The organism is Pseudomonas sp. S1_E05, from assembly GCF_056337105.1.
In genome coordinates this window covers 3,134,045-3,157,773 of record NZ_JBFRHM010000001.1, presented here as the reverse complement: position 1 = coordinate 3,157,773, position 23,729 = coordinate 3,134,045, and the positions used below count along the sequence as shown (strand labels likewise).

Here is a 23,729-nt window from a genome sequence, read left to right as displayed (position 1 = left end):
CTGGCGAGTTCGTCGCCGGGGCGGCGGCTTGCTGGATCAGGCCGCGGCCCGGCAGACGTTCCGCCGATGACATGCCCAAGCCACAAGCCGTTCTTCGAAAACAACAGGATGCCAACAGCCGTTGGCAGCGGAGGAAATGCATATGGCTACGCTCATCGGTATCGTCAGTAAGGTCATTGGTCAGGTGTTCGCCGAGTCCGGCGACGGCACTCGCCGCGCGCTGATCGAGGGGGATCGACTGTTTGCCGGCGATCAACTGGTGACCGGGGCCGATGGCGCCGTGGCTGTGCATTTGCAAAATGGCCAGGAACTCACGCTTGGGCGTGGCAGCAGCCTGCAGATGAACACGCAGTTGCTGGCGGACCGCGTGCCGCATGTCGACACCAATGACGCGGGAACGCCGACCCAGGCGCAACTGACCGACGTCGAGCAAATCCAGAAAGCCATTGCGGCCGGCGATGACCCGACGCAAAGCGCAGAGGCCACGGCAGCAGGCCCTGGTGCTCCTGGCAACCCCGGGGGGGGGCGCCCTGGGCGGCGGCCATAGTTTTGTGATGCTGGAGGAAGTCGCCGGGCGGGTCGATCCGACCGTCGGTTTCCCTACGGCGGGCTTCAACGGCATTCCCGAGTTTCCCCGCGGACTACTGGCGGGTGATCCGGACAACGGCGGCCCGGATGCACCGATTGCCCCGATCGTGCCTGATGCTCCGGACAATCCCGTCACCCTTACGGGCTTGACCGTGGAGGGCGGCGAGCTGACGCTCAATGAAGCCAACCTGGAGAGCGGCACCCTCAACAATCCGGCAGCGTTGACCCAGAATGGCACGTTCTCGGTGTCCGCACCGGACGGGTTGAACAACCTCAGTGTCGGCGGGATCAACGTGGTCAGCAACGGCGTGATCGCCGGTTTTCCTCAGGTGATTACCACGCCGTTGGGCAACACCCTGACCGTGACCGGTTACAACCCGGCTACCGGCGTTGTGAGCTACAGCTACACCCTCAACGGCAACGAAACCCATTCGGCGGGTGACGGCCCGAATAACCTGAGCGAGCACTTTACCGTGGTCGCCAGCGACAGCGATGGTGATACCGCCACTGGCTCGCTCGACGTCAACATCACTGACGACGTGCCCAAGGCAATCGACGACAGTAACGCCGGTACGGCCACGTCGAATCACCTGACCCTGGAAGGCAATGTGCTGACCAACGACGTGCAGGGCGCGGACCGAGTACCGACCGGCCCGACAACTGGGCCGATCACCGCGGGTACGTTCGTCGGCACTTATGGCACCCTGGTCCTGAATGCCAACGGCACCTACACCTACACGCTCAACACCAGCGATCCGCAATTCCAGGCACTGCACGAAGGCGGCAGCGGCACGGAAACCTTTACCTATGTGCTCACCGATGCCGACGGAGACAGCAGCACGGCCAACCTGGTGCTGAACATTCAGAACCACGGCGTCAGCCTGGGTGGCCTGGACGTCACAGGCGGCGAGATCACCGTCTACGAGAAAAACCTCACCGAAGGCACCGACCCTGATGCGACGGCGCTGACCCAGACCGGCACCTTCACCGTCAATGCAGCCGATGGCCTGCAGAGCCTCACCGTGGGCGGCATCGCGGTGATCAGCGGCGGTGTTGCCGCAGGATTTCCGCAGACCATCGTGACCGACAGCGGTGCGCAATTCATTATCACCGGCTACGACCCGGCAACCGGGGTGGTGAGTTACAGCTACACCCTGAAGGACAACAGTGCTCACCCGAATGCCGATGGCAGCAACAGCATTTCTGCGAGCTTCGACGTCGTTGCGACGGATACCGATGGCAGCACGGCCACCGGCCAGATCAACGTTAACATCGTCGACGACGTGCCCACCGCCCATGCGGACAAAGCGTCGGTCGGCGAGGGCGGGATCATTTCCGGCAACGTGCTGGACAACGATGTGCGCGGCGCCGATGGTCTGGCGGCGGGCGGTGGCGTGGTCGGCGTGCGGGCTGGTTCGGACACCTCGACGCCGGCCCACGGAGGCCTGGGCACCCAGATCAACGGCACCTACGGTTACCTGATCCTGGATGCTCAGGGCAATGCCGAGTACCACAGCTATCCAAACGCGGTGAACGGCTCCGGTGAGAGCGATACGTTCACCTACACCATTCGCGATGCCGATGGTGACGAGAGCACGACCACGATCACCGTCGACGTGATCAACAGTTGCCTGACCGTGGTGGGCACGGCTGAAACGACGGTCTTCGAGAAAGCCCTCGACCTCACCAAGGACGGCCAGGACCTGGCTCCAGGCACTGTCGAAGGCAGTCAGCCGGGGCACACGGGCGAAACCGCGACCGGGACCCTGGTCGGTACGGTAACCGGCGGCGCCGGTCACACCTATGCATTGGTGGGCAGTGCAACGGGCACTTACGGTGAGATTCTGATCAACCCGGACGGCACTTACACCTACACCCTGACCTCGCCGGCCAGCACTTCGCCGCAGGCGAACGACGGTCCCAACACCCTCTCTGAAACATTCACCTATCAGGTCACCGACTCCCAAGGCAACACGGTCACCAGCACCCTCACCGTCAACATTGTCGACGATGTACCGACCGCCCACGCGGACCAGGCGTGGGTCGGCGAGGGCGGGATCATTTCCGGCAACGTGCTGGACAACGATGTCAGCGGCGCCGATGGCTACGCCGCAGGTGGTGGCGTGGTCGGCGTACGGGCTGGCTCGGACACCTCGACACCGGCCCACGGCGGCCTTGGCACCCAAATCAATGGTACCTACGGCTACCTGATCCTCGATGCCCAGGGCAATGCCGAGTACCACAGCTATCCAAACGCGGTGAACGGCTCCGGTGAGAGCGATACCTTCACTTACACCATTCGTGATGCCGATGGTGACGAGAGCACGACCACAGTTACCGTCGACGTGATCAACAGTTGCCTCACCGTGGTGGGCACTGGCACTGCGACCGTCTACGAAAATGCACTGGACCTCACCAAGGACGGCCAGGACCTGGCACCGGGCACCGTCGAAGGCAGCCAGCCGGGGCACACGGGCGAAACTGCGACCGGCACCCTGGTCGGCACAGTCGTCGGCGGCGCCGGTCACACTTATACGCTGGTGGGCAGCGCGACTGGCACCTATGGCCAGATCCTGATCAACCCGGACGGGACCTACACTTACACCCTGACCTCGCCGGCCAACACTGCGCCACACGCGAACGATGGCGCCAACACGGTCTCCGAAACCTTCACCTACCAAGTCACCGATTCCCAGGGGAATACGGTCACCAGCACCCTCACCGTCAACATCGTCGATGACGTGCCGACCGCTCATGCCGACAAGGCGTGGGTCGGCGAGGGCGGGATCATTTCCGGCAACGTGCTGGACAACGATGTCAGCGGCGCCGATGGCTACGCCGCCGGTGGTGGCGTGGTCGGCGTACGGGCTGGCTCGGACACCTCGACTCCGGTCAGTGGCGGGCTCGGCACCCAGATCAAAGGCGCTTATGGGTATCTGATTCTTGATGCCCAAGGCAACGCGGAATACCACAGCTATCCAAACGCGGTGAACGGCTCCGGTGAGAGCGATACATTCACCTACACCATTCGCGATGCCGATGGTGACGAGAGCACCACGACCATTACCGTCGATGTGATCAACAGCTGCCTCACCGTGGTGAAAGGCAGCGAAGTGACCGTTTATGAAAATGCCCTCGACCTGACCAAAGATGGCCAGGACCTGGCACCGGGTACCGTCGAAGGCAGCCAACCGGGGCACACGGGCGAGACCGCGACGGGCACCCTCGTTGGAACCGTCACCGGTGGCGCCGGCCACACCTATGCATTGGTGGGCAGTGCAACGGGCACCTACGGTGAGATTCTGATCAATCCGAACGGGACCTACACCTACACCTTGACCTCGCCGGCCAGCACGACGCCGCACGCGGACAACGGTGCCAACACAGTGACTGAAACCTTCACTTATCAGGTCACGGATTCCCAAGGAAACACGGTCACCAGCACCATCACCGTCAACATTGTCGACGACGTTCCCACCGCCCATGCGGACAAGGCATCAGTGGGCGAAGGCGGGATTATCTCCGGCAACGTGCTGGACAACGACGTCAGTGGCGCCGATGGCTACGCGGCGGGTGGTGGCGTGGTGGGCGTGCGTTTCGGTTCGGACACCTCGACTCCGGCCCACAGCGGTGTCGGTACCCAGATCAATGGCACCTACGGCTACCTGATCCTCGACGCAATGGGCAATGCCGAATACCACAGCAACCCGAACGCGGTGAACGGCTCCGGTGCAAGTGACACCTTCACCTACACCATCCGTGATGCCGATGGGGACGAGAGCACCACGACCGTCACCGTCGATGTGATCAACAGTTGCCTCACGGCTTCGGTCGATAACGAAATCACCGTCTACGAGAAGGCGCTGGACCTGAGCAAGGACGGCCAGGACCTGGCCGCCGGCACGGTGACCGGCAGCGACCCGGGCCACACCGGCGAAACCGCTTCCGGCACCCTGGTCGGTTCTGTCACCGGCGGCTCGGGGTCGATCACCTACACCCTGGTGGGCAATGACCACGGCACTTATGGCCAGATTCAGCTCAACCCCAACGGCACCTACACCTACACCCTGACGTCGCCAGCCAGCACCAACCCTTCGGCCAACAACGGCGCGAATACGTTGAGTGAAAGCTTCACCTACAAGGCGACTGATAACCTGGGCAACTCCAGTATCAGCACGATCAAGGTCAACATCGTTGACGATGTGCCCAAGGCTGTCCCTGCCGAGCGCTCCGTGTCGGCGGCGGAGGTCGACACCAACCTGCTGCTGGTGATCGACGTGTCGGGCAGCATGAAGGACGCATCCGGCGTGGGTAACCTGTCTCGCCTGGACCTGGCCAAGCAGGCGCTCAATGCCCTGCTCGACAAGTACGACGATCTGGGGGACGTGAAGGTGCAGATTGTCACGTTCAACCACGACGCCTCGGACAAGACGCCAGTCTGGGTCGATGTGGCCGGTGCCAAGGCGATCATCGCCGGCCTGACAGCAGGCGGTAACACCAACTACGATGCCGCGGTTGCGACGGCCAAGGATGCGTTCGACACCAGTGGAAAACTCACCGGGGCACAGAACGTCAGTTACTTCTTTTCGGACGGTAAGCCCAACGAGGGCGATATTGGCAAGAACGACGAAGCGAACTGGAAATCGTTCCTCGAACAGAATCACATCGAAAGCTACGCCATTGGCCTGGGCAGCGGTGTCAGCAATTCCAACCTCGATCCGCTGGCCTATGACGGCAGCGCCGGCGTCGGTCAGGGCAGCAACACCAATGCGACCGTCGTGACCGACCTCAACCAGCTCAATTCGGTGCTTTCGGGCACAGTGACCGGCGCGCCCGTCACCGGTTCGCTGCTGGGCGAGGGTGGTTCATTCGGCGCCGACGGTGGTTTCGTCAAGTCGATCACCGTTGATGGCACCACCTACACGTTCGACCCCAAAGGCAACAGCAACCAGGGTTCGCTGAATGTCAGTGGCGGTGCCAACCACGGCACCTTCAACACCACCAACAATACCCTGAGCATTGCCACCGGCGGCAAGGGCACCCTGGTGGTCAACCTCGACACCGGCGAATACACCTACACCTCGCAGACGGCCACGACCAAGGTCATCACAGAGAACATCAGCTACACCCTCAGCGACAACGACGGCGACCTGGCCAGTTCCACCCTGGTGGTCAAGGTGGTGCCGAACGCGCCACCGGTGGCGATGGCCGATCACGTCATCACCAACGTGCTGTCGGGCAATATCACGTTGCCGGGTGACGCGCTGCTAGCCAACGACACCGACCCAAACGGCAATCCGCTGAGCGCCTCGCCGACCACGTTCAACACCGGTTGGGTCGCCAAGGGGGCGGACTTCACCGGCAGCAATCCGAACGTCAGCTTCACGAATGGCAATGTGCAATCCATTGCGCTTGCCCGCAGTGCCTTCGTCGCCAATGCCACCGCCATGACAGCGATGCTGGTGGTCAGCGGTGCACTGGGTGCCGTAAGCAATAACAACAGCAATGACGTTGACCGCATCACCGTCAACCTGAAACAGGGTGAGACGCTCAGCCTGGATCACAATCTGGCTGCCGGTCACGTGACGCTGGAATATTCGCTCAACGGAGTCGACTACCAGTTCATCGGCAATGGCCAGTCGATTACCGCCCAGGCTGATAGCACTTACCAGATCCGTGTCACCAACATCGACGACGGTGGCAAGTACGGCAAAGGTGCAGAAAACTACAAGCTGACCATGACGGTCGATTACTCAGGGGCCCATGACGTCACCCCGGACTACCACGGCACCTACACCGCCAACGACGGCCACGGCGGCAGTGATAGCGCCGCTGTGAGCATCTCCTACCAGGACGGTCACACGCTCACTGGCACCACCGGCGATGACGTGTTGGTGGCGGGTGTTGGCAGCAACGTGATCAACGCCGGCGACGGCAACGATGTGCTCACCGCAGGGGCCGGCAACAACGAACTGCACGGCGAGGCCGGCAACGACCTGCTGTACAGCGGCGCCGGAAACGACCTGCTCGACGGCGGCACCGGCATCGATACCGCGAGCTACGCCCACGCCACCGCCGGGGTCAAGGTCGATCTCAGCCTGCTGACCCCACAAAACACCGTGGGCGCCGGCATCGACAAGCTGACTGGCATCGAAAACCTGATCGGCTCCGATTACAACGACACACTGATTGGCGACCACGGCAACAACGTACTCGTTGGCGGCCTCGGTCACGACGTGCTTAACGGTGGCGGGGGCGATGACCTGCTGATCGGCGGCATGGGCAACAACACCCTGACCGGTGGTGCCGGTGCCGACACCTTCCAGTGGCTGCAGGGCAACAGCGGCCACGACGTTGTCACCGACTTCAACCCGGGCATCGACAAGCTCGACCTGTCGCAGTTGTTGCAAGGGGAAAACGGCACTGCGGCGTCGCTGGATGATTACCTGCACTTCAAGGTCACCGGCAGCGGCGATTCACTGGTCACCTCCATCGACGTCAGTGCCATGGCCGGCGCCGCGCCGAACCAGACCATCGACCTGGCCGGTGTGGACCTGGCCAGCCATTACGGCGTGACACCTGGTGCCGGTGGGGTGATCAACGGTGCGGACACGGCAACCATCATCAACGGCATGCTCAATGACCATTCGTTGAAGGTCGATACGGTGTGACCTGAGGCCGAGACGACAAAACCCGCCATCCCCGATATGAGGGTGGCGGGTTTTTTGTGCCTGCAAAGGATCAGGTCAGCGTTTTCTGCCTGAGAATGTAGATCGTCACCAGCACTGCGCTGGTCAGCATGAAGCCGCGTGCCCAGGGCAGCGGCACCAGATAACAGGAGAACAGAATGCTGAACCACATCAGGCCGATGGCGTAGACCTTGCCCTTGAGTGGAATGCCGTTGCCCTCCAGGTAATCACGAATCCACGGACCCAAGCGTGGATGCTCCACCAACCAGTGGTAAAAGCGGGGTGAACTGCGAGCGAAGCAGGCAGCGGCCAGCAACAGGAAGGGTGTGGTGGGCAACACCGGCAGGAAAATACCGATCACTCCCAGCGCCACGCTGAGCCAGCCGATGGCCAGCAGCACGTAGCGCAACATCAAGGGCCGGTTGCCTATGGGGTTGTCCACAGGCACAACCTTAGTGGTGGCGTGGCTTGAGGATCGCCGGTTTTTCGTCTGGCGCGTTGCACAGCAGGTACAGCGCCGTCAGGGCTTCCGGAATTTGAACGATCATGTCGTCCATCAGGTTGGCGTCCGCCGCGATGTCGGAGAACTCGGGCTGCTCGTCGAACAGGCCGGAGCCGACCATGATCGGCAGGAGCATTTCGCTGACTTCTTCTTCGGCGGTTTCGAACCAGGCCGCTTCGCGCAGGAACACGCCCTCCATGAAGCCGATGCACCAGCCGCGCAGGTCGGAGTCGTCCGGGTCGTCGCCCAGGTCCAGCTCGCAAGGCAGCTCGAACTCTTCGTCCGACGCCAGTTGGCGGGCAATGTGCGCCTTGAGGGCGAGCAGCGTGGATTCGATCGCTTCACGCTCGGTATCGTCCGCGTAGTGCGGCTCTTCGGCGAAGAGGGCATCGATCCACTCGCGGTCCGGAACCTGCTCGGAACAGATCGACAGCGCGGTGAGGTAGCCATGGGCGGCCACGTAGTCCAGCGCCTCGTCATGCAGTTCATCGGCGTCGAGGAAGACTTGCAGGCGGGTCAGTTGCTCAGCGAAGGACATTAAAGGGCTACCTTGGGAATTAAACAGATGCGGGAATTCTAGGCCTTCTTGAGCACACAGGCCAGCCGCGCGGTGTAATCGATCCGCAGAACACCGCCATCCCCCCTGTGGGAGCAGGCTTGCTCGCGAAGAGGGCGTGTCAGGCGACATCAACGTTGTCTGACCCACCGCATGCGCGAGCAAGCCCGCTCCCACAGGGGATCTCATTGTATTTGAGTTCTAGTGTCTTCTCAGCGGCACCCTGCGCACGGAAGGCCTCGGGTATACTTGCGCGTTTTGTGATGCCCTGCCGGCGTTGCGGCTCAAATGTACAGCGTCATGCAATGCGCACTTACCATTTGCCAGTGCAGCGTTGTCGCTAGTGAACCAGCCTTGCAGGGATGTTTCGGTGATTTTTGGAGTTTTTATGCTCGAACAGGCTCAACGCGTCCTCAAGGACATCTTCGGCTACGACAGTTTCCGTGGCCGCCAGGGTGCAATCATTGAGCGCGTGGCCAGCGGCGGCGATGCCCTGGTACTGATGCCTACCGGGGGCGGCAAGTCCTTGTGCTTCCAGGTGCCGGCGCTGTTGCGCGAAGGCCTGGCGGTGGTGGTTTCTCCGCTGATCGCGCTGATGGACGACCAGGTCGCGACCCTTGAAGAACTGGGCGTTGCGGCGGCCTCGTTGAACTCCACGCTGAGCGCCGAGCAGCAACGCGACCTTGCCGAGCGGATCCGCCGTGGCGAAGTGAAAATGCTCTATCTGGCACCCGAACGCCTGGTCCAGCCGCGCATGCTGGCATTTCTGCAAAATCTCGATATCGCCCTGTTTGCCATCGATGAAGCCCACTGCGTTTCGCAATGGGGCCACGATTTCCGTCGCGAATACCTGCAACTGGGACAACTGGCGGAATTGTTTCCCCATGTTCCGCGCATCGCCCTCACCGCGACCGCCGACAAGCGAACCCGTGAAGAGATCGTCGAGCGCCTGCACCTGCAGAATGCCGAGCGTTTTCTCTCCAGTTTTGACCGCCCGAATATCTTTTACCGCATCGTGCCCAAGGAACAGCCGCGCAAGCAGTTGCTGGCGTTCCTCGCCGAACGGCGCAGCGATGCCGGCATCGTTTACTGCCTGTCGCGCAAGAAAGTCGACGAAGTGGCCGTGTTCCTCAGTGAACAGGGCTTTCCTGCGCTGCCGTATCACGCGGGGCTGGCCAACGAAACCCGTGCCGAGCACCAGCGGCGATTCCTCAATGAAGAAGGCCTGATCATGGTGGCCACGGTGGCGTTCGGCATGGGCATCGACAAGCCGAACGTGCGTTTCGTCGCACACCTGGATTTGCCCAAATCCCTTGAGTCCTACTACCAGGAAACCGGTCGCGGCGGCCGTGACGGTCTGCCGGCAGACGCGTGGATGGCCTACGGCCTGCAAGATGTGGTGATGCTCAAGCAAATGCTGCAAAACTCCGAAGGCGACGAACGTCACAAACGGCTGGAACAGCACAAGCTCGATGCGATGCTGGCGCTCTGCGAGGAAACCCGCTGCCGTCGACAGACGTTGCTGGCCTACTTCGACGAAGACATGCCCGAGCCGTGCGGCCACTGCGACAATTGCGTCGATGGTGTACAGACCTGGGATGCCACCGAACCGGCTCGCCAGGCGCTCTCGGCGATCTATCGCACCGGCCAGCGCTACGGCGTCGGCCATCTGGTGGATGTGTTGCTGGGCAAGGACAACGAAAAGGTCCGCAGTTTTGGTCACCAGCATTTGTCGGTCTACGGTGTGGGCAAGGCGATGGGCGAGAGCGAATGGCGCTCGCTGTTCCGGCAACTGGTGGCGCGGGGTTTGGCCGACATCGACCTGGAGGGCTACGGTGGACTGCGCCTGAGTGATACCTGCCGGCCGCTGCTCAAGGGCGAAGTCACCCTGGAACTGCGTCGCGACCTCAAACCACAGACCACGGCGAAAAGCAGCAAGAGCCAGGCGAGCCAGTTGGTGCGCGGGGAGGAGCGCGAGCAATGGGAAGCCTTGCGCGCCCTGCGTCGCAAGCTTGCCGAAGAGCACGGCGTGCCGCCTTACGTCATCTTCCCCGATTCGACCCTGCTGGAAATGCTGCGCAGTCAGCCGACTTCGCTGGCGGAAATGGCCCGGGTCAGTGGCGTCGGTGCTCGCAAACTGGAGCGTTACGGCGAGGCGTTCCTCGAAGTGCTTGGCGGTCAGGTCGAGGCACCGAAGGCGGTGGCCGACGTTCGCCACGAATTGATCACGCTGGCACGCGCCGGCATGACCCCGTTGCAGATTGCCGGCCAACTGCAATGCTCGGAAAAGAATGTCTACACCATGCTCGCCGACGCCATCGGCCAGCAGCAGTTGTCGCTGGAGCAGGCGCTGGATTTGCCGGAAGAACTGATGGGTGAAGTGCAGGATGCATTCCTCGACGGTGAAGGCGAACTGCCGTCGGTTGCGCAGGTCGCTGAACTGTTTGCCGGGCGGGTGCCTGAAGGGGTGTTGTACTGCGTCCGGGCTGCGCTGCAATCGGAATTCGAGATCTGACGCGCAAAACTTGATCTCGGTCTATTGATGTAACGATTCAGTGCAGAGCAAACCTTGCCTCGAGCCGAAGGCCATGCTTAGCTGACTAATAATTAGTTTTATCGATTTCAGTCTAACCATGAGTGTTTTATGCCGTTAACCGAACAACACCGCTTTGGCATGCAATTGGCTCAGATGTCTCGCGGCTGGCGTGCCGAACTGGATCGCCGGCTGGCCGGCCTGGGTTTGTCGCAGGCGCGCTGGCTGGTGCTGCTGCACCTGGCGCGTTTCGAAGCAGCACCTACCCAAAGGGAGCTGGCGCAAAGTGTCGGCGTAGAAGGGCCAACCCTGGCACGCCTGCTCGATAGCCTGGAAGGTCAGGGCCTGGTGCAGCGCCAATCGGTGGTGGAAGACCGCCGGGCAAAGAAAATCGTGCTGTGTGCGCCGGCTCGCCCTTTGATCGAACAAATCGAAACCATTGCCACCCAACTTCGCCACGAAGTTTTTCAAGGTGTCGATGAGGCGGATCTGAAGGTGTGCATGCGGGTTCACGGGCACATCCTGGCGAATCTGGAAAAATTATGAGGCACAAACGAATCTCGGCTTTTTGAGAACCCCCGCTGAGCAGACTATAAAGAACTAGTAGGCAATATCGTGTTCGTACCGGATATGCGAACACGCATGGTTGTGTTCTGTTATCTAAGGGATGCTCATGCTTGAGAGTCGGCACGTAGTACTGCGAGGGTTCGCCAGGTGTTTGCTGGCCGTTGGATTAGTGGCTTACTCGGCATGGGCGTCCGCGCTGGGGCTGGGGGAAATCACCGTGCATTCGGCGCTTGATCAGCCGTTTCGCGCCGATATCGCCCTGGAAGATGCAGCAGGACTGGAGGAGAGCGACCTGTCGGTCAGTCTGGCGACAGCGGATGAATTCAGTCGTGCCGGCGTCGAGCGCGTGTTCTTCCTCAATGACCTCAAATTCACCCCAATCCTGCGCGGCAATCGCCACCTGATCCGCGTGAGTTCCAGCAAGGCCGTCACTGAACCCTTTCTCGATTTCCTCGTCCAGGTCAATCAGCCCAATGGACGTGTGCTGCGCGAATACACGGTGCTGATCGATCCACCGGGCACGCCGGGCATCGTACCGGTTGCCGATGAGCCGGACACCCGCACGGCGAATTCTCCGTTTCCAAGTGTCACGCCGGCTGCCGCTGCGCCCCCTGCGGCGAAGAAACCTGCCACAGCCACGCAGCCTGCTCCGCCTGCCGCTGCGGTTGCCGATGAATCCGCCGAGCAGTTGGCCGCCAGCGTGCTGAGCAACCAGCAGCTGCAAAAAAACGTCGACGAACTGAACGCCAGGCTGCAAGCCCAGGACGAACAGATTGCGGCACAGAAAAAACAGATCACCGAACTGCAAACCCGTCTGGCGGAAGTCCAGACGGCACCAGCGGCCGCTCCGCAACAGGCAATACCGGCGCCGGTCGCGGTTGAAGAGCCCGAAGGCATCAACTGGCTGCTGGTTGTCGGTTTGCTGGCATTGATCGCCTCGTTGCTGCTGGTGGCGTTCGTTCGGCGTCAACGCCAGCAAGCTCGGGCGGTGCCCGAAGACTCACCCGCATCGGCGTCGCGCCATGAACCGGTGCTTGAGCCGGTCTTTGAACCGGTGCAACAGTCTTCTCTGTCGAAACCTGAACAAGACCATCACGACGAATCGCCCACCGGCGATGTGTTGGAAGGTGTGGGCCTTTATCTGACTTACGGTCGTTTTGCCGAAGCGGCCGCCCTGTTGCGCGATGCGCTGGCCAAGGAACCCCAGCGCACGGATCTGGCCATGCAATTGCTGGACGTTCTCGGTAAGCAGGGTGACGAACCCGCCTACAACGCCCAGGAAAAAAGCCTACGCGAGGCGGGGTTCGATCCACTGCAACTCCGGGACATGCGAACCCGTTTTCCTAAACTGAGCAAGCCCGCGCCGGTTACAGCGATACCCGTCGTCTCGGCCGCCGCCCCCGTCGTGACTCCCACGATCGAAAACAACGCTGGCGATGAGTTTCAGTTGAACCTCGATGAGCTGTCGATGGATTCAAACTGGGATCTGGTCAGCCCCTTCGAAGGCAGTGAAATGGCGGAAAAACCAACGGATCCGGCATTTGCATCGAACCTGCATGTGTTGCCATTCGAGATGCCGGGAGAACCGACGCGGGATGAGCCCGAGCTGGAGTGGATTGCCGAACCGGATTCCCAGACGCTGGACGATGACTTTCTCAATGAGTTCGCTGATCCCGGTCAGTCGCTTGAGCTTGAAGCGCTGGAGCTGGAACCGTCGGGGACGAGCAACGCGGACAAACTGGAACAGGCGCAGACCTGCATCGATGAGGGTGATCTGGACAGCGCCATTGACCTGCTTAACCAGTTGCTTGAAGACGCTGATGAACCACTCAAGCAAACCGCACGTACGTTGTTGGCCGGTATCCGCTGAGCCTCTATCATGACGGCGCCCTTTGGCTCAGGAATCTGCCCCGTCATGAATACGCAAAAACCCGAAATTGTCATCACCTACTGCACGCAATGCCAATGGCTGTTGCGTGCCGCCTGGTTGGCGCAGGAACTGCTCAGCACCTTTGGCGACGATCTGGGCAAGGTGTCGCTGGTGCCAGGCACCGGCGGAGTGTTCCACGTTTTCTGCAATGGCGTGCAGATTTGGGAGCGCAAGGCGGATGGTGGTTTCCCCGAGGCCAAGGTGCTCAAGCAGCGGGTCCGTGATCAGATCGATCCGGACCGCGACCTCGGGCACAACGATCGCGCTCAGTGAGAGGCGGCTTCGGTAACCATCACTTTTTTGCCGGGTCCGCCTGACAATCTGGCGGACACCACAATGGCGACGATGATCAAGGCGCCACCGATCAGCATGCGTAGCGTCGGACTTTCGTTGAACAATAGCCAGGCCACGGTAATGCCGTAAACCGGCTCCATGGCAAACACGACAGCGGCGGTCCTGGCCTTGATGACGGCGAGACTGGCGACGAACAGGCTGTGGGCCAGTCCCGTGCAGAACACCCCGAGCAGGGCAATCCACAGCCAGTCGAGCGCGTGTACTTCGATCAGTTGAGGCGCGGCCACCGGCAACAGGCATACCGCAACCACCACGTTCTGGCACAGCGCTGCCTGTACCGGGGCTATTTTTGTGGAGCTGGCACGGTTGGTCAGCGACAGCAGTGAAAACAGCAAGCCGGACCCCACCGACCAGAGCAGCCCGATGGTGGCGCCACTCGCGAGGTCGAAATCCGGTGTCACCAGCACCAGTCCGACACTCACCAGCACCACCAGGATGATTTCATTGGCACGAATGCGCTCGCGGAAAATCAGCCCTTCGAGGATGACGGTGAACGCCGGGAAACTGGCAAAACCCAGGGTGGCAATGGCGACACCGGCGACTTTCACGGAAATGAAAAAACTCACCCAATGGCCGGCCAGCAGCAGGCCACCGAGCAGCAGGCGGCGCCAATCCGAAGCGTTGAGCTTGTGCCAGCGCCTTTGGCTGGCCAGGCGTGAGAATACGCCGAGGGCGAGCACGGCGAAGGCTGCACGGCCAAAAACGATGATGGCGGGGGAGGCGGCGGCGAGTTTGCCGAGCACGCCGGTCAGGCCAAACATCAGGGCACCGATATGCAGGGCGCCAAGGGCGGTACGGGGAGTCATTGCAATCCTTGGAGAACGTTGAGTCACGCTGACGGGCATCGTCAGTGGCTCCATTAAAGCGCATCGCCTCCCGCGCGGTCTGTCGCCAGGCTAGCGAGTTTTGTCGCTGGCCTCTCGTCGCAGTTTTCCTGGTGAGGTGCCAAATTCGCGAAGCACGGCTGCGCAAAATGCACTTTGTGAACTGTAGCCTGCCCGGACGGCGATCTCGCCAATGGGCAATGCCGAGGTGCGTAACAGCCGCACCGCCATATGCAGGCGTCGACTGCGGATGTAGTCCATCGGCGTCTGGCCGCATTCGGCAACGAACCGCGCGTGCAGCCGTGCAGTGGACAGGCCGCAGATACGCGCCAGATCAGCCACTTGCAGCGGGTAGGCTGCGCACTGGTCAATGTGGGCATTGAATTCGGCGTAGGGCAGTCGGCGGCCGCCGCCTGTCTCGGGTACGACCCCGTTGAGACTGGCCAGCAGCAACACGGCGCCTTGTTGCGCAATGACCGGGTCGTTGACCGGGCTGTTCGCCAGCCAGTTGACCAGGTTGTCTTGTGCAGTATTCAGAGGCAGGCGCCCGGGATGGTCGAGCAGGTGCCGGCTGGCGTCGGCATGATCGCCAAGGTTTTGTGTCACCCACCCGTCACTCGGCACATCCAGCACCAGGCAGCGGCTACCGTTGGGGCTGCCACAGGCATGGTGGAAGCCGGAAGGAACCACCACGAAACTCTGCTGGACCACTTGGCTGCCACGCCCGTCGACTTCGAAATCCAGTGCGCCCGACAATCCGAACACCAGTTGCGCGTGGTCGTGGCTGTGGACGATCTGGTCATGGGTGTATTGGCGCAGTGTGAGCAGCGGTCTCATCGCGGGTCTCCCAAATAAGGCTGACAGTTTACACCGCGCTCGCCCTGGCGCGTTGTCACAGGACTGACTCGCGCCTGTCATGGGCGATTAACCCGCTCGGCGCAAGCTTGCAAAAACAATCGCAGAGGGTTGCCCATGACCAGCGCCGAGCTCGCCAAACCCAGTCGTAAGCAACGTGTGCGAACCTTGTGGATTTCCGATGTGCACCTGGGCACCCGGGATTGCCAGGCCGAACACTTGTCGCAGTTTCTCAAGGGCTACCACGCCGACAGAATCTACCTGGTCGGCGACATCATCGATGGCTGGAAGCTGCGCGGTGGCATGTACTGGCCCCAGGCGCACACCAATGTGATCCGCTGCCTGTTGACCATGAGCAAGCGCGGTACCGAAGTGATCTACGTCACCGGCAACCACGATGAATTCCTGCGGCGCTATTCCAAGCTGATTCTTGGCAACATCCAGTTGGTGGACGAAGCGATACACGTGACTGCAGACGGTCGCCACCTGCTGGTGATCCACGGCGATCAGTTCGACGTAATCACCCGTTATCACCGCTGGCTGGCCTTCCTCGGTGACTCGGCCTACGAGTTCACCCTGACCCTCAACCGGTGGCTCAACCACTGGCGCGCTCGTTACGGTTACGGTTACTGGTCGTTGTCGGCGTACCTCAAGCACAAGGTCAAGACGGCGGTCAGCTTTATCAGCGACTTCGAAGAAGCCATCGCCCACGAATGTGTCAAACGGGAGTTGCACGGGGTGGTGTGCGGCCACATTCACCACGCCGAGATACGCAAGGTTGGCGAGGTGGATTACCTCAACTGCGGTGACTGGGTGGAATCCTGCACAGCATTGATCGAGCACTGGGACGGCTCGATCGAGCTTTATCGGCTGGCGGATGCCCAGGCGCGAGAGGCGGAATTGAAGGCCCTGAAAATCCCGGAACCTGCTTGACCTCCTGTAGGAGCGGGCTTGCCCGCGATAGCGGTCTTCCAGTCAGAGGAATTGGTGACTGACACTCAGCCATCGCGGGCGAGCCCGCTCCCACAGTAGATGTGGTGCTCACAAATTGTAGGAGCGAGCTTGCTCGCGATCGGGTCACCACGGTCCATCAGGCCGGCGCATGCTCGGCCATCGCCGCCTTGTAGATCGACTGCTTGGGCTGGGTAAACAGGCGTTGCATCATCGGTTCGAAGAAACTCAATGGCAGCGTGTCGTAAGCCGGGTCAAATGCCGCCGCATCGTATTTGGCACAAAACTCGATGGTCGCCTGGTACTGCGGATGGTCGCTGAATTGCTCGCGTAGATGCCGGTCCATGCCCAGGTGATGAAAGAAGTAGTAGCCCTGGAAGATTCCGTGCTTCTCCACCATCCACAGGTTTTCGGCACTGACGAAAGGCTTGAGAATCGCTGCTGCGATGTCCGGGTGATTATAGGAGCCCAAGGTGTCGCCGATGTCGTGGAGCAGGGCGCACACCACATATTCCTCATCGCGACCGTCGCGCCACGCACGGCTGGCGGTTTGCAGGGAATGGGTCAGGCGATCCACCGGAAAACCGCCAAAATCACCCTCGAGCAGTTTCAGGTGCGCCATGATCCGTGTCGGCAATTGTCTGGCGTAGGCACTGAAATCTGCGGCGATGATCGCCCAGTCCTCTTGCGTGCCATCCTGCATGTGGGTGAAGCGGGCATTGGCATTCATCGCTCATCCTCTTGTTCTGTACGAGGGGGGCAGCCTCGGGCCTAGAACGGCACGCGGCCCAGGACCATGTCGCGGTACATGACGAAATCGCCGAGCAGGCTGTAAAAAGGGTGCTGAAAGGTCGCTGGCCGGTTCTTCTCGAAAAAGAAATGCCCGACCCAGGCGAAACTGTAGCCTGCCAGCGGGAGCGCCAGCAGCCACAGCCACGCGCCTTTGCCAATGCTCAGGGCCACGATCAGGATGACCAGCGTCGTGCCGATAAAATGCAGTCGTCGGCAAGTGCTGTTGCTGTGCTCACTCAGGTAATACGGGTAAAACTCAGCAAAGCTGTTGAAACGCCTGATATTTTCCACGACCGCGATCTCTGTGTTTATTGTTATGACTGCAAGTTGTTCTGCGGGGAGCTTATTTGAGTCTAGAGTGATCATTGGCGTCAGCCAGTGACAATGGGCGCCACTTTAGTATCCTTCGGAAATTGGCCGTAAGATGCGGCTCTTCATGTAAGTAAACGCCATGAGCGAAAGAACGACTTCTGCAAGCTGGGCGATGGGGATTGTCAAGGCACTGGAAATGGACGGTCTGGATTGCCGGGCGTTGTTCAAGCAGCTGGGGCTCGACTACGCGTTACTGGAAGATCCGGACGCGCGCTTCCCGCAGGATTCCATGACACGGTTGTGGCAGCGCGCCGTCGAGCTGTCCGGCAATCCGGCCATTGGTCTCAACATGGGCAAGGTGGTGAGACCGGCCTCCTTCCATGTAGCCGGTTATGCCTTGATGTCCAGCCAGACCCTGGCCGATGGCTTCAAGCGGCTGGTGCGCTATCAGCGCATCATTGCCGAAAGTGCCGACCTGAGTTTTCGTCTTCTGGATGAAGGTTATGCGCTGATCCTGACCGTGCACGGCGATCATCTGCCACCGACCCGACAAAGCGCCGAGGCTTCGCTGGCTTGTGCGCTGGCCTTGTGCGGCTGGTTGAGCGGACGCACGCTGCATCCGCACAAAGTGCTGATCCAGGGTGAGGAACCCGTCGATCTTGAACCCTATAAACAAGCCTTCCATGCCCCGTTGGTGTTCAACGCGCCGTATGACGCGCTGATTTTCGAGCGCGCTGACATGGAAGCGCCGCTGCCAACCGCCAACGAGGCGATGGCGCTGCTGCATGATCGCTTTGCCGGGGAATATCTGGCGCGGTTCTCCGAGAGTCGGGTGACCCATAAGGCTCGCCAGGTGTTATGTCGCCTGCTGCCCCAGGGCGAACCCAAGCGCGATGCAGTGGCGCAGACCCTGCACCTGTCGCAACGCACCTTGCAGCGACGATTGCAGGAAGAAGGCACCAGTTTCCAGACCCTGCTCGATGACACCCGTCGCGAACTGGCCGAGCAATACCTGGCGCAACCGACCATGACCCTGCTGGAAATCGCCTACCTGCTGGGGTTCGCCGACCCGAGCAATTTTTTTCGCGCTTTCCGTCGCTGGTTCGATGCCACCCCCGGCGAGTACCGGGTGCGGCTGTTGGAAGCGCCTAACCGGGTCAGTGACGCCAGAACGCCGGAATACACAATACGAACACCGTAATGATCTCCAGTCGGCCCAGTAGCATGCCGAACGAGAGGATCCACTTGGCGGCATCCGGCAGGCTGGCGAAGTTGCCCGCCGGGCCGATGGTTTCACCCAGCCCCGGGCCGACGCCGGACACGGTGCTTGCCGCCCCCGTCAAGGCGGTCATCCAGTCGACGCCCAGCAACGACAGTAGCAGTGCAATAACGCAGATGGTGATGGCGAAGAAGAAGGAAAACGTCAGGATCGAGCGCACGATTTCTTCGTCGAGTCGGTGACCGTTGTACTTCTGCTTGATCACTGCGCGCGGGTGTATCAGCTGGTTAAGGTTGGCCTTGAGCAGGATGTAGGCGACCTGGAAGCGGAAGATCTTGATCCCGCCCGCCGTCGAGCCGGAACAGCCGCCGACAAAACCCAGATAGAAGAACAGCATCAGGGAGAAATTGCCCCAGAGGCTGTAGTCCCCCAGCGCAAAACCGGTGGTGGTCACCACCGAGGTCACGTTCAGCGCCACATGGCGCAACGCATCCAGCCAGTGCAATTGGGTGGTCCACCAGTACCAGGTGCCGAGCACTAACCAGGTCACCAGCAACATGCCGAGCAGGCCCTGTACTTGCTGGTCCTTGAGCAGAGCCTTGCGGTTACCGCGCAGGGTCGCCACGTACAGGGTGAACGGCAGGCTGCCCAGAATCATGATGACGATGGCCACCCAGTGCACCGCCGGTTGTGTCCACTTGGCCAGGGACAGGTCGGAGGTGGAGAAGCCCCCGGTTGAAATCGCCGACATCGCATGGTTGATCGCGTCGAACGGACTCATGCCGGCCCACCAGAAGGCCAGGCTGCCGAGAATGGTGATACCGACGTACGCCGCCACGATCAGGCGCGCGACCATGTGCGAGCGGGGCATGACCTTTTCCGAGCGGTCCGACGATTCGGTCTGGAACAGGCGCATGCCACCAATGCGCAGCAATGGCAGGATCGCAACCGCCATGCCGATAAAACCGATGCCGCCTATCCAGTGCAGCAGCGAGCGCCACATCAGGATGCCCGGAGACATGCTGTCCAGGTGGTTGAGCACCGTGGAGCCGGTCGCCGTGATCCCGGACATGCTTTCGAAGAACGAGTCGGTGTAGCTGATGTGCTGGGTCAGCAGGAACGGCAGTGCCGCGAAAATGCACACCACCAGCCAACTGCTGACCGTCAGCAGGTACATGTCCCGCGGACGCAGGTGCACATGCTCGGGGCGACCGGGGATCACCAGCGCCAGGCCGGCCAGGAAGGTGATCATGCTGGACCAGAGGAACGAGGGCATGTCGCTGGTGCGGTCGAAAATGATCAAGGTGGCCATGGGCACCACCATGGCGATTGCCAACGTGATCAGGAAGAGGCCGATGATGAAACCAATGGTTCGTAAGGTCGGCAACGCCATGAAGTCCGCTCGGGCTGAAAGGGGGAAGGGCGCCATTCTACCCATGGGGCAGGGCATGTAAACCGGCACTGCCGGACGCTTACCGCTAGAATAGCCGGACAATTTTTTCAGGAGGTGGCCGATGCAGGCTCTCGACGCTTTGCTCAACCGTGTTTCCGTTCCGCGTTTGCTCGATCCGGCTCCGACCGCAGCGCAGCGTGAAGTGCTGTTCAACGCGGCGATGCGCGCTCCGGACCACGGTCACTTGCAGCCTTGGCGCTTCCTCACCGTCGAAGGCGCAGCACGGGAGCAGATGGGCGAATTGCTGGCCGAAGCGGCGAAACTGCAGGACAGCGAAGTGTCGGAGGCGGCGTTGGACAAGGCCCGTAACGGGCCGTTGCGCGCGCCACTGGTGGTCGTGGTGATCGCGCGGTTGCAGGATCACGTGAAATACCCGAAGTCCGAACAACGGCTGGCGGCAGGTTGCGCAGCCCACGGGATTTTGCTGGCGGCCTATGCGCAGGGGATTGGCGCCGTGTGGCGCACCGGTGAACTGGCCTACTCGCCGCACGTGGCCAAGGGCCTGGGTCTGACTGAAGGCGAGGAGGTGATTGCCTTCCTGTACCTCGGCACGCCGCAGAAAGACCCGCGTGTAGCGGAGAAAGAAAACCTGACGAAGTTTGTCAGTGCGTGGTCGGGTCAGTAATTGACAGAACTACCCACCCTGTGGGAGCGGGCTTGCCCGCGATAGCGGTCTTTCAGTTTAAAAATTTGGTGACTGACACGCAGCTATCGCGGGCAAGCCCGCTCCCACAAGTGGGGAAAGTACGACCAAGTTACGGCTGCGCCACCACCCCCGGCACCAGCGGCAACTCCAGCGTGGCCACAAACCCGCCCTGCGGATGATTGGCCAGCGCCAGGCTGCCGCCATGCCGTTCCGCCGCACGCCGGGCGATCGCCAACCCCAGGCCATGGCCCGCTGCGGTCTGCCCGGGCGCCCGGTAAAACGGTTCGCCCAGCTGACTCAAATGCTCGTTGTCCACACCAGGACCATGGTCGCGCACCTGAACCACGATTCGTTCGCCTTGACGCCGAGCCTGCACTTCGATCGGTTGACCGACCGGGTTGAAGCGTTGGGCGTTGCGCAACAGGTTATCCACCGCGCGTTCGATCATGGTCGGCCAGCCCCTGAGGCTGAGGTTTTCCTCGGCGTCCAGGTCGACGGTCTGCTCCGGCGAGCCCAGTTGCGCGTCCTTCTGCAGGGTGCTCAACAACGCATTGAGATCGACCTCTTCAGCGCTGGCGTTGTCGGCATCGACCCGCGCCAGCACCAGGATCTCGCTGATCAGTGCTTCCAATCGATCACACTCGCGGGTCAGGCGCGGTGACAGTTTTTCGCGCTCCTGCGGGCTGGCTCGCTCGGCCAGCGCCAGCGCAATGCGCAATCGTGCCAGCGGTGAGCGCAGTTCATGGGACACGTCACGCAGGAGCTGTCGCTGACTGCCAATCAGGCTTTGCAAGCGTGCGCCCATGCGATTGAAATCGTTGGCCAGTACGCCGAACTCATCGCGACGATTGGCCAGTTTCACCAGGCTGTTCTGTTGGTAAGTGGTCTGTCCCAGGTCATGCACCGCGCCACGCAGGCGACTCAGCGGGCGAGTGATGGACAAGGTTACGAGCAGGCTGAACAGCGTCAGCACCACCAGTGCGATGCCCAGGGCGCTCAGTGGCCAGAGCAGGCTTTCGCGGTGCCAGGCGTCCAGTTCCGGGTGGGGAATTCGGTAGATCAGCAGATAGGTGTCGCCGGTCTTGGTGCTGGTGTACTCATCGGTCACGCGGCGCCAAGGCAGGCGTTTGTCATCGTTGTTCTGGCGCGCTTCGAAGGCGGCGGCACGGCGCGGGAAGGTGCCCCGCACCACCGGATCACCGCTTTCGTTGAACACCTGGACATCGATGTGATACTGGCGTTTGCGCTGTTCGAGGATGTCCTGGGCTGCGTCTTCACCCTGCGCCTCGTAGGTCTGCGTCCATTCCTCGGCCAGGGTGTTGAGGCCCGGATGACGGCTGAGGATCCAGGCGTCCTGGTTAAGCATGTGCCCGAGCAGGATCGACAGCCCGGCAACCAGGGCGATGGCCAGCCAGAAGCTGGCCAGGATACGCCAGAACAATGAACGCACGGAAATCTCCAGGCAGACGATGATTGGTGTGGCCCCGCTATTCACTGTAGGAGCGAGCTTGCTCGCGATAGCGTACTGTCAGTTGACCTATTTGCAGACTGACACACCGCCATCGCGAGCAAGCTCGCTCCTACAGGTTTCCGGTGTTGCCATAAACACCCGGGAGCAGCAAAAACAAACCCGGCGGTATCAACCGCCGGGTTCGGGGTTAACGCATTATTGCGCTTTTTGCGGTTGTTGCGCTTTCCAGGCCTTGAACTCGGCCCATTCAGCTTGGCGCTCCGCTCGCTTTTTCTGGATTTCGTCGAATTTCTTCTGTTGATCCGGTTTCAGCAGCGCCCGTACATCGGACTCGGCTTTCTTGTGGTTGGCCGCCATCTCGTCTTTCATGGCTTTCTGGTCCGCTGGCGAGAGTTTCTCCAGGTACTTGTCGACCACTTGCTTACGCTCGTGCATCTGCTCGCCCATGATCTTGCGGATCTGCTCGCGCTGTTCGCGGCTCAGGTCCAGTTGGCTGTAAGGGCCTTTACCGCGCATCTCGTGCATCTGGCCGCCGTGGCGAGGGCCGTCCAGCGGGCCACCCATGGGGCCAGCACCTTCAGGCATGGCCATGGCAACGGTGGGCAGGGCAGCTGCGAACATCAGGGCGATAAGAGTCTTGCGCATGGTGAATCTCCTTGTCTCGTTCCCGGTACGTTCCGGATGAGTTCAGATTACGGAGTTCAAGGTCAGCGGCGGTCAGCGCAACGTAAAGCTTGGGTAAAGACGATTTCGTCGCGTGCTGACACATCAGCAGCCGTGCGTGAGCCCGGCTGCCGCAAAAGGTCAGAGACTGTAGTAATAACCGCGGCTGCGCAGGGCGACGATGCGGGGGCGGCCGTCAGGGTGGGGGCCGATTTTCTTGCGCAGGTTGCTCACGTGCATGTCCAGGCTGCGATCGTACAGGGTCAGTTTGCGGCCGAGGGCGATTTGCGCCAGTTCCTGCTTGTCCAGCGGTTCACCGGGCTGCTTGAGCAAGGCTTCCAGCAAGCGACTTTCGGAGACGGTCAGGCTGAACTCCTGTTCATCGATGCTGACCACGCCACGCACCGGGCTGAAACACAGGTCGCCCAATTCAAGCTGGCTGGATACTGCTGCCGGATGACTGCGACGCAGCACGGCGCGCAGGCGGGCGGTCAGTTCCCGGGGGTCGCAGGGTTTGGCCAGGTAGTCGTCGGCGCCCAGTTCCAGGCCGAGGATGCGGTCCAGCGGTTCGCCTCGGGCCGACAGCATCAACACCGGCAGATCCGGGTGGTCGCCGCGCAGTTGCTTGAGCAACTCAAGACCGCTGCCGTCCGGGAGCATCACATCCAGCACCACGGCCGCCGGGGAGGTTTCGGCCAGTGCCCGGCGGGCGCTCTGGCCATCGTGGCAGGCACGCACCTGGAACCCTTCCTGGCTCAGCCAACTGACCAGCAGCTCACACAGCTCCTGGTCATCATCAATCAGTAACAACTCGCTCATGACTC

Annotated in this window: 19 protein-coding genes; 9 read left to right on the top strand and 10 right to left on the bottom strand. The window is 61.3% G+C overall.

From position 1 onward, the window contains the following. Positions 1–142 precede the first annotated feature (142 nt). Both AB4N33_RS14580 and AB4N33_RS14575 read left to right on the top strand, forming a co-directional pair. Positions 143–547, top strand: a complete 405-nt coding sequence (locus AB4N33_RS14580) for a retention module-containing protein (protein WP_476457616.1) — start codon at positions 143–145, stop codon at positions 545–547. Then, on the top strand, positions 501–7,259 hold the full coding sequence (locus AB4N33_RS14575) for an Ig-like domain-containing protein (protein WP_476457615.1): 6,759 nt from the start codon (positions 501–503) through the stop codon (positions 7,257–7,259). The genes AB4N33_RS14580 and AB4N33_RS14575 overlap by 47 nt, the downstream gene beginning before the upstream one ends. A 70-nt stretch (positions 7,260–7,329) precedes the next feature. On the opposite strand, the gene AB4N33_RS14570 is transcribed toward AB4N33_RS14575, so the two are convergent. Beyond that, a complete protein-coding gene (locus AB4N33_RS14570; protein WP_476458826.1) occupies positions 7,330–7,689 on the bottom strand; it encodes a YbaN family protein in 360 nt (119 codons plus the stop codon). Between the two features lie 40 nt (positions 7,690–7,729). After that, entirely contained in the window at positions 7,730–8,317 is a 588-nt protein-coding gene (locus tag AB4N33_RS14565) for a UPF0149 family protein (protein WP_192302196.1), read from the bottom strand. Between the two features lie 406 nt (positions 8,318–8,723). Between AB4N33_RS14565 and recQ the strand changes: the two genes are divergently transcribed. The 4 genes from recQ (at position 8,724) to AB4N33_RS14545 (ending at position 13,638) form a co-directional block, all read left to right on the top strand. Further along, complete coding sequence (gene recQ, locus AB4N33_RS14560) at positions 8,724–10,850, top strand: DNA helicase RecQ (RefSeq protein ID WP_476457614.1); 2,127 nt, start codon at positions 8,724–8,726, stop codon at positions 10,848–10,850. A gap of 129 nt (positions 10,851–10,979) precedes the next feature. Next, positions 10,980–11,414, top strand: coding sequence for a MarR family transcriptional regulator (locus AB4N33_RS14555; RefSeq protein ID WP_460117215.1), 435 nt, complete (start codon positions 10,980–10,982; stop codon positions 11,412–11,414). Positions 11,415–11,541: 127 nt separating this feature from the next. Further along, on the top strand, positions 11,542–13,305 hold the full coding sequence (locus tag AB4N33_RS14550; RefSeq protein WP_476457613.1) for a motility hub landmark protein FimV: 1,764 nt from the start codon (positions 11,542–11,544) through the stop codon (positions 13,303–13,305). 45 nt (positions 13,306–13,350) lie between these two features. Beyond that, positions 13,351–13,638 (top strand): Rdx family protein, encoded by a 288-nt coding sequence (locus tag AB4N33_RS14545; protein WP_460117213.1) that lies wholly within the window; start codon positions 13,351–13,353, stop codon positions 13,636–13,638. Here AB4N33_RS14545 and AB4N33_RS14540 read toward each other — a convergent pair. Together AB4N33_RS14540 and AB4N33_RS14535 are read right to left on the bottom strand one after the other, a co-directional pair. Beyond that, complete coding sequence (locus AB4N33_RS14540) at positions 13,632–14,525, bottom strand: DMT family transporter (RefSeq protein ID WP_476457612.1); 894 nt, start codon at positions 14,523–14,525, stop codon at positions 13,632–13,634. The genes AB4N33_RS14545 and AB4N33_RS14540 overlap by 7 nt on opposite strands. Before the next feature lie 90 nt (positions 14,526–14,615). After that, positions 14,616–15,380, bottom strand: a complete 765-nt coding sequence (locus tag AB4N33_RS14535; protein WP_460117211.1) for a helix-turn-helix transcriptional regulator — start codon at positions 15,378–15,380, stop codon at positions 14,616–14,618. A 135-nt stretch (positions 15,381–15,515) separates the two neighbouring features. Here AB4N33_RS14535 and AB4N33_RS14530 point away from each other — a divergent pair, with 135 nt between their 5' ends. Then, positions 15,516–16,331, top strand: coding sequence for a UDP-2,3-diacylglucosamine diphosphatase (locus AB4N33_RS14530; RefSeq protein ID WP_476457611.1), 816 nt, complete (start codon positions 15,516–15,518; stop codon positions 16,329–16,331). Positions 16,332–16,488: 157 nt separating this feature from the next. On the opposite strand, the gene AB4N33_RS14525 is transcribed toward AB4N33_RS14530, so the two are convergent. Both AB4N33_RS14525 and AB4N33_RS14520 read right to left on the bottom strand, forming a co-directional pair. Next, the gene (locus tag AB4N33_RS14525) at positions 16,489–17,079 is read right to left on the bottom strand and encodes an HD domain-containing protein (RefSeq protein ID WP_460117209.1); all 591 of its coding nucleotides are present in this window, start codon (positions 17,077–17,079) and stop codon (positions 16,489–16,491) included. Positions 17,080–17,120: 41 nt separating this feature from the next. Next, on the bottom strand, positions 17,121–17,432 hold the full coding sequence (locus AB4N33_RS14520) for an Mpo1-like protein (protein WP_460126792.1): 312 nt from the start codon (positions 17,430–17,432) through the stop codon (positions 17,121–17,123). A 160-nt stretch (positions 17,433–17,592) separates the two neighbouring features. On the opposite strand from AB4N33_RS14520, the gene AB4N33_RS14515 reads away from it, so the two are divergent. Continuing rightward, entirely contained in the window at positions 17,593–18,654 is a 1,062-nt protein-coding gene (locus tag AB4N33_RS14515; protein ID WP_460117208.1) for an AraC family transcriptional regulator, read from the top strand. Here AB4N33_RS14515 and AB4N33_RS14510 read toward each other — a convergent pair. Next, positions 18,611–20,065: a TrkH family potassium uptake protein gene (locus tag AB4N33_RS14510; RefSeq protein WP_460117207.1), complete on the bottom strand. Its 1,455-nt coding sequence runs from the start codon at positions 20,063–20,065 to the stop codon at positions 18,611–18,613. The genes AB4N33_RS14515 and AB4N33_RS14510 overlap by 44 nt on opposite strands. Before the next feature lie 121 nt (positions 20,066–20,186). Here AB4N33_RS14510 and AB4N33_RS14505 point away from each other — a divergent pair, with 121 nt between their 5' ends. Next, the gene (locus AB4N33_RS14505) at positions 20,187–20,750 is read left to right on the top strand and encodes a nitroreductase family protein (protein WP_476457610.1); all 564 of its coding nucleotides are present in this window, start codon (positions 20,187–20,189) and stop codon (positions 20,748–20,750) included. 130 nt (positions 20,751–20,880) lie between these two features. Here the strand turns inward: AB4N33_RS14505 and AB4N33_RS14500 are convergent, their stop codons facing one another. The 3 genes from AB4N33_RS14500 to AB4N33_RS14490 all read right to left on the bottom strand — a co-directional run bounded on the left by AB4N33_RS14500 (position 20,881) and on the right by AB4N33_RS14490 (position 23,724). Continuing rightward, positions 20,881–22,221, bottom strand: coding sequence for a sensor histidine kinase (locus AB4N33_RS14500; protein ID WP_460117205.1), 1,341 nt, complete (start codon positions 22,219–22,221; stop codon positions 20,881–20,883). A gap of 216 nt (positions 22,222–22,437) precedes the next feature. Then, complete coding sequence (locus AB4N33_RS14495; protein WP_460117204.1) at positions 22,438–22,887, bottom strand: Spy/CpxP family protein refolding chaperone; 450 nt, start codon at positions 22,885–22,887, stop codon at positions 22,438–22,440. Positions 22,888–23,046: 159 nt separating this feature from the next. Continuing rightward, the gene (locus tag AB4N33_RS14490) at positions 23,047–23,724 is read right to left on the bottom strand and encodes a response regulator transcription factor (protein WP_460117203.1); all 678 of its coding nucleotides are present in this window, start codon (positions 23,722–23,724) and stop codon (positions 23,047–23,049) included. Between the last annotated feature and the right edge of the window lie 5 nt (positions 23,725–23,729).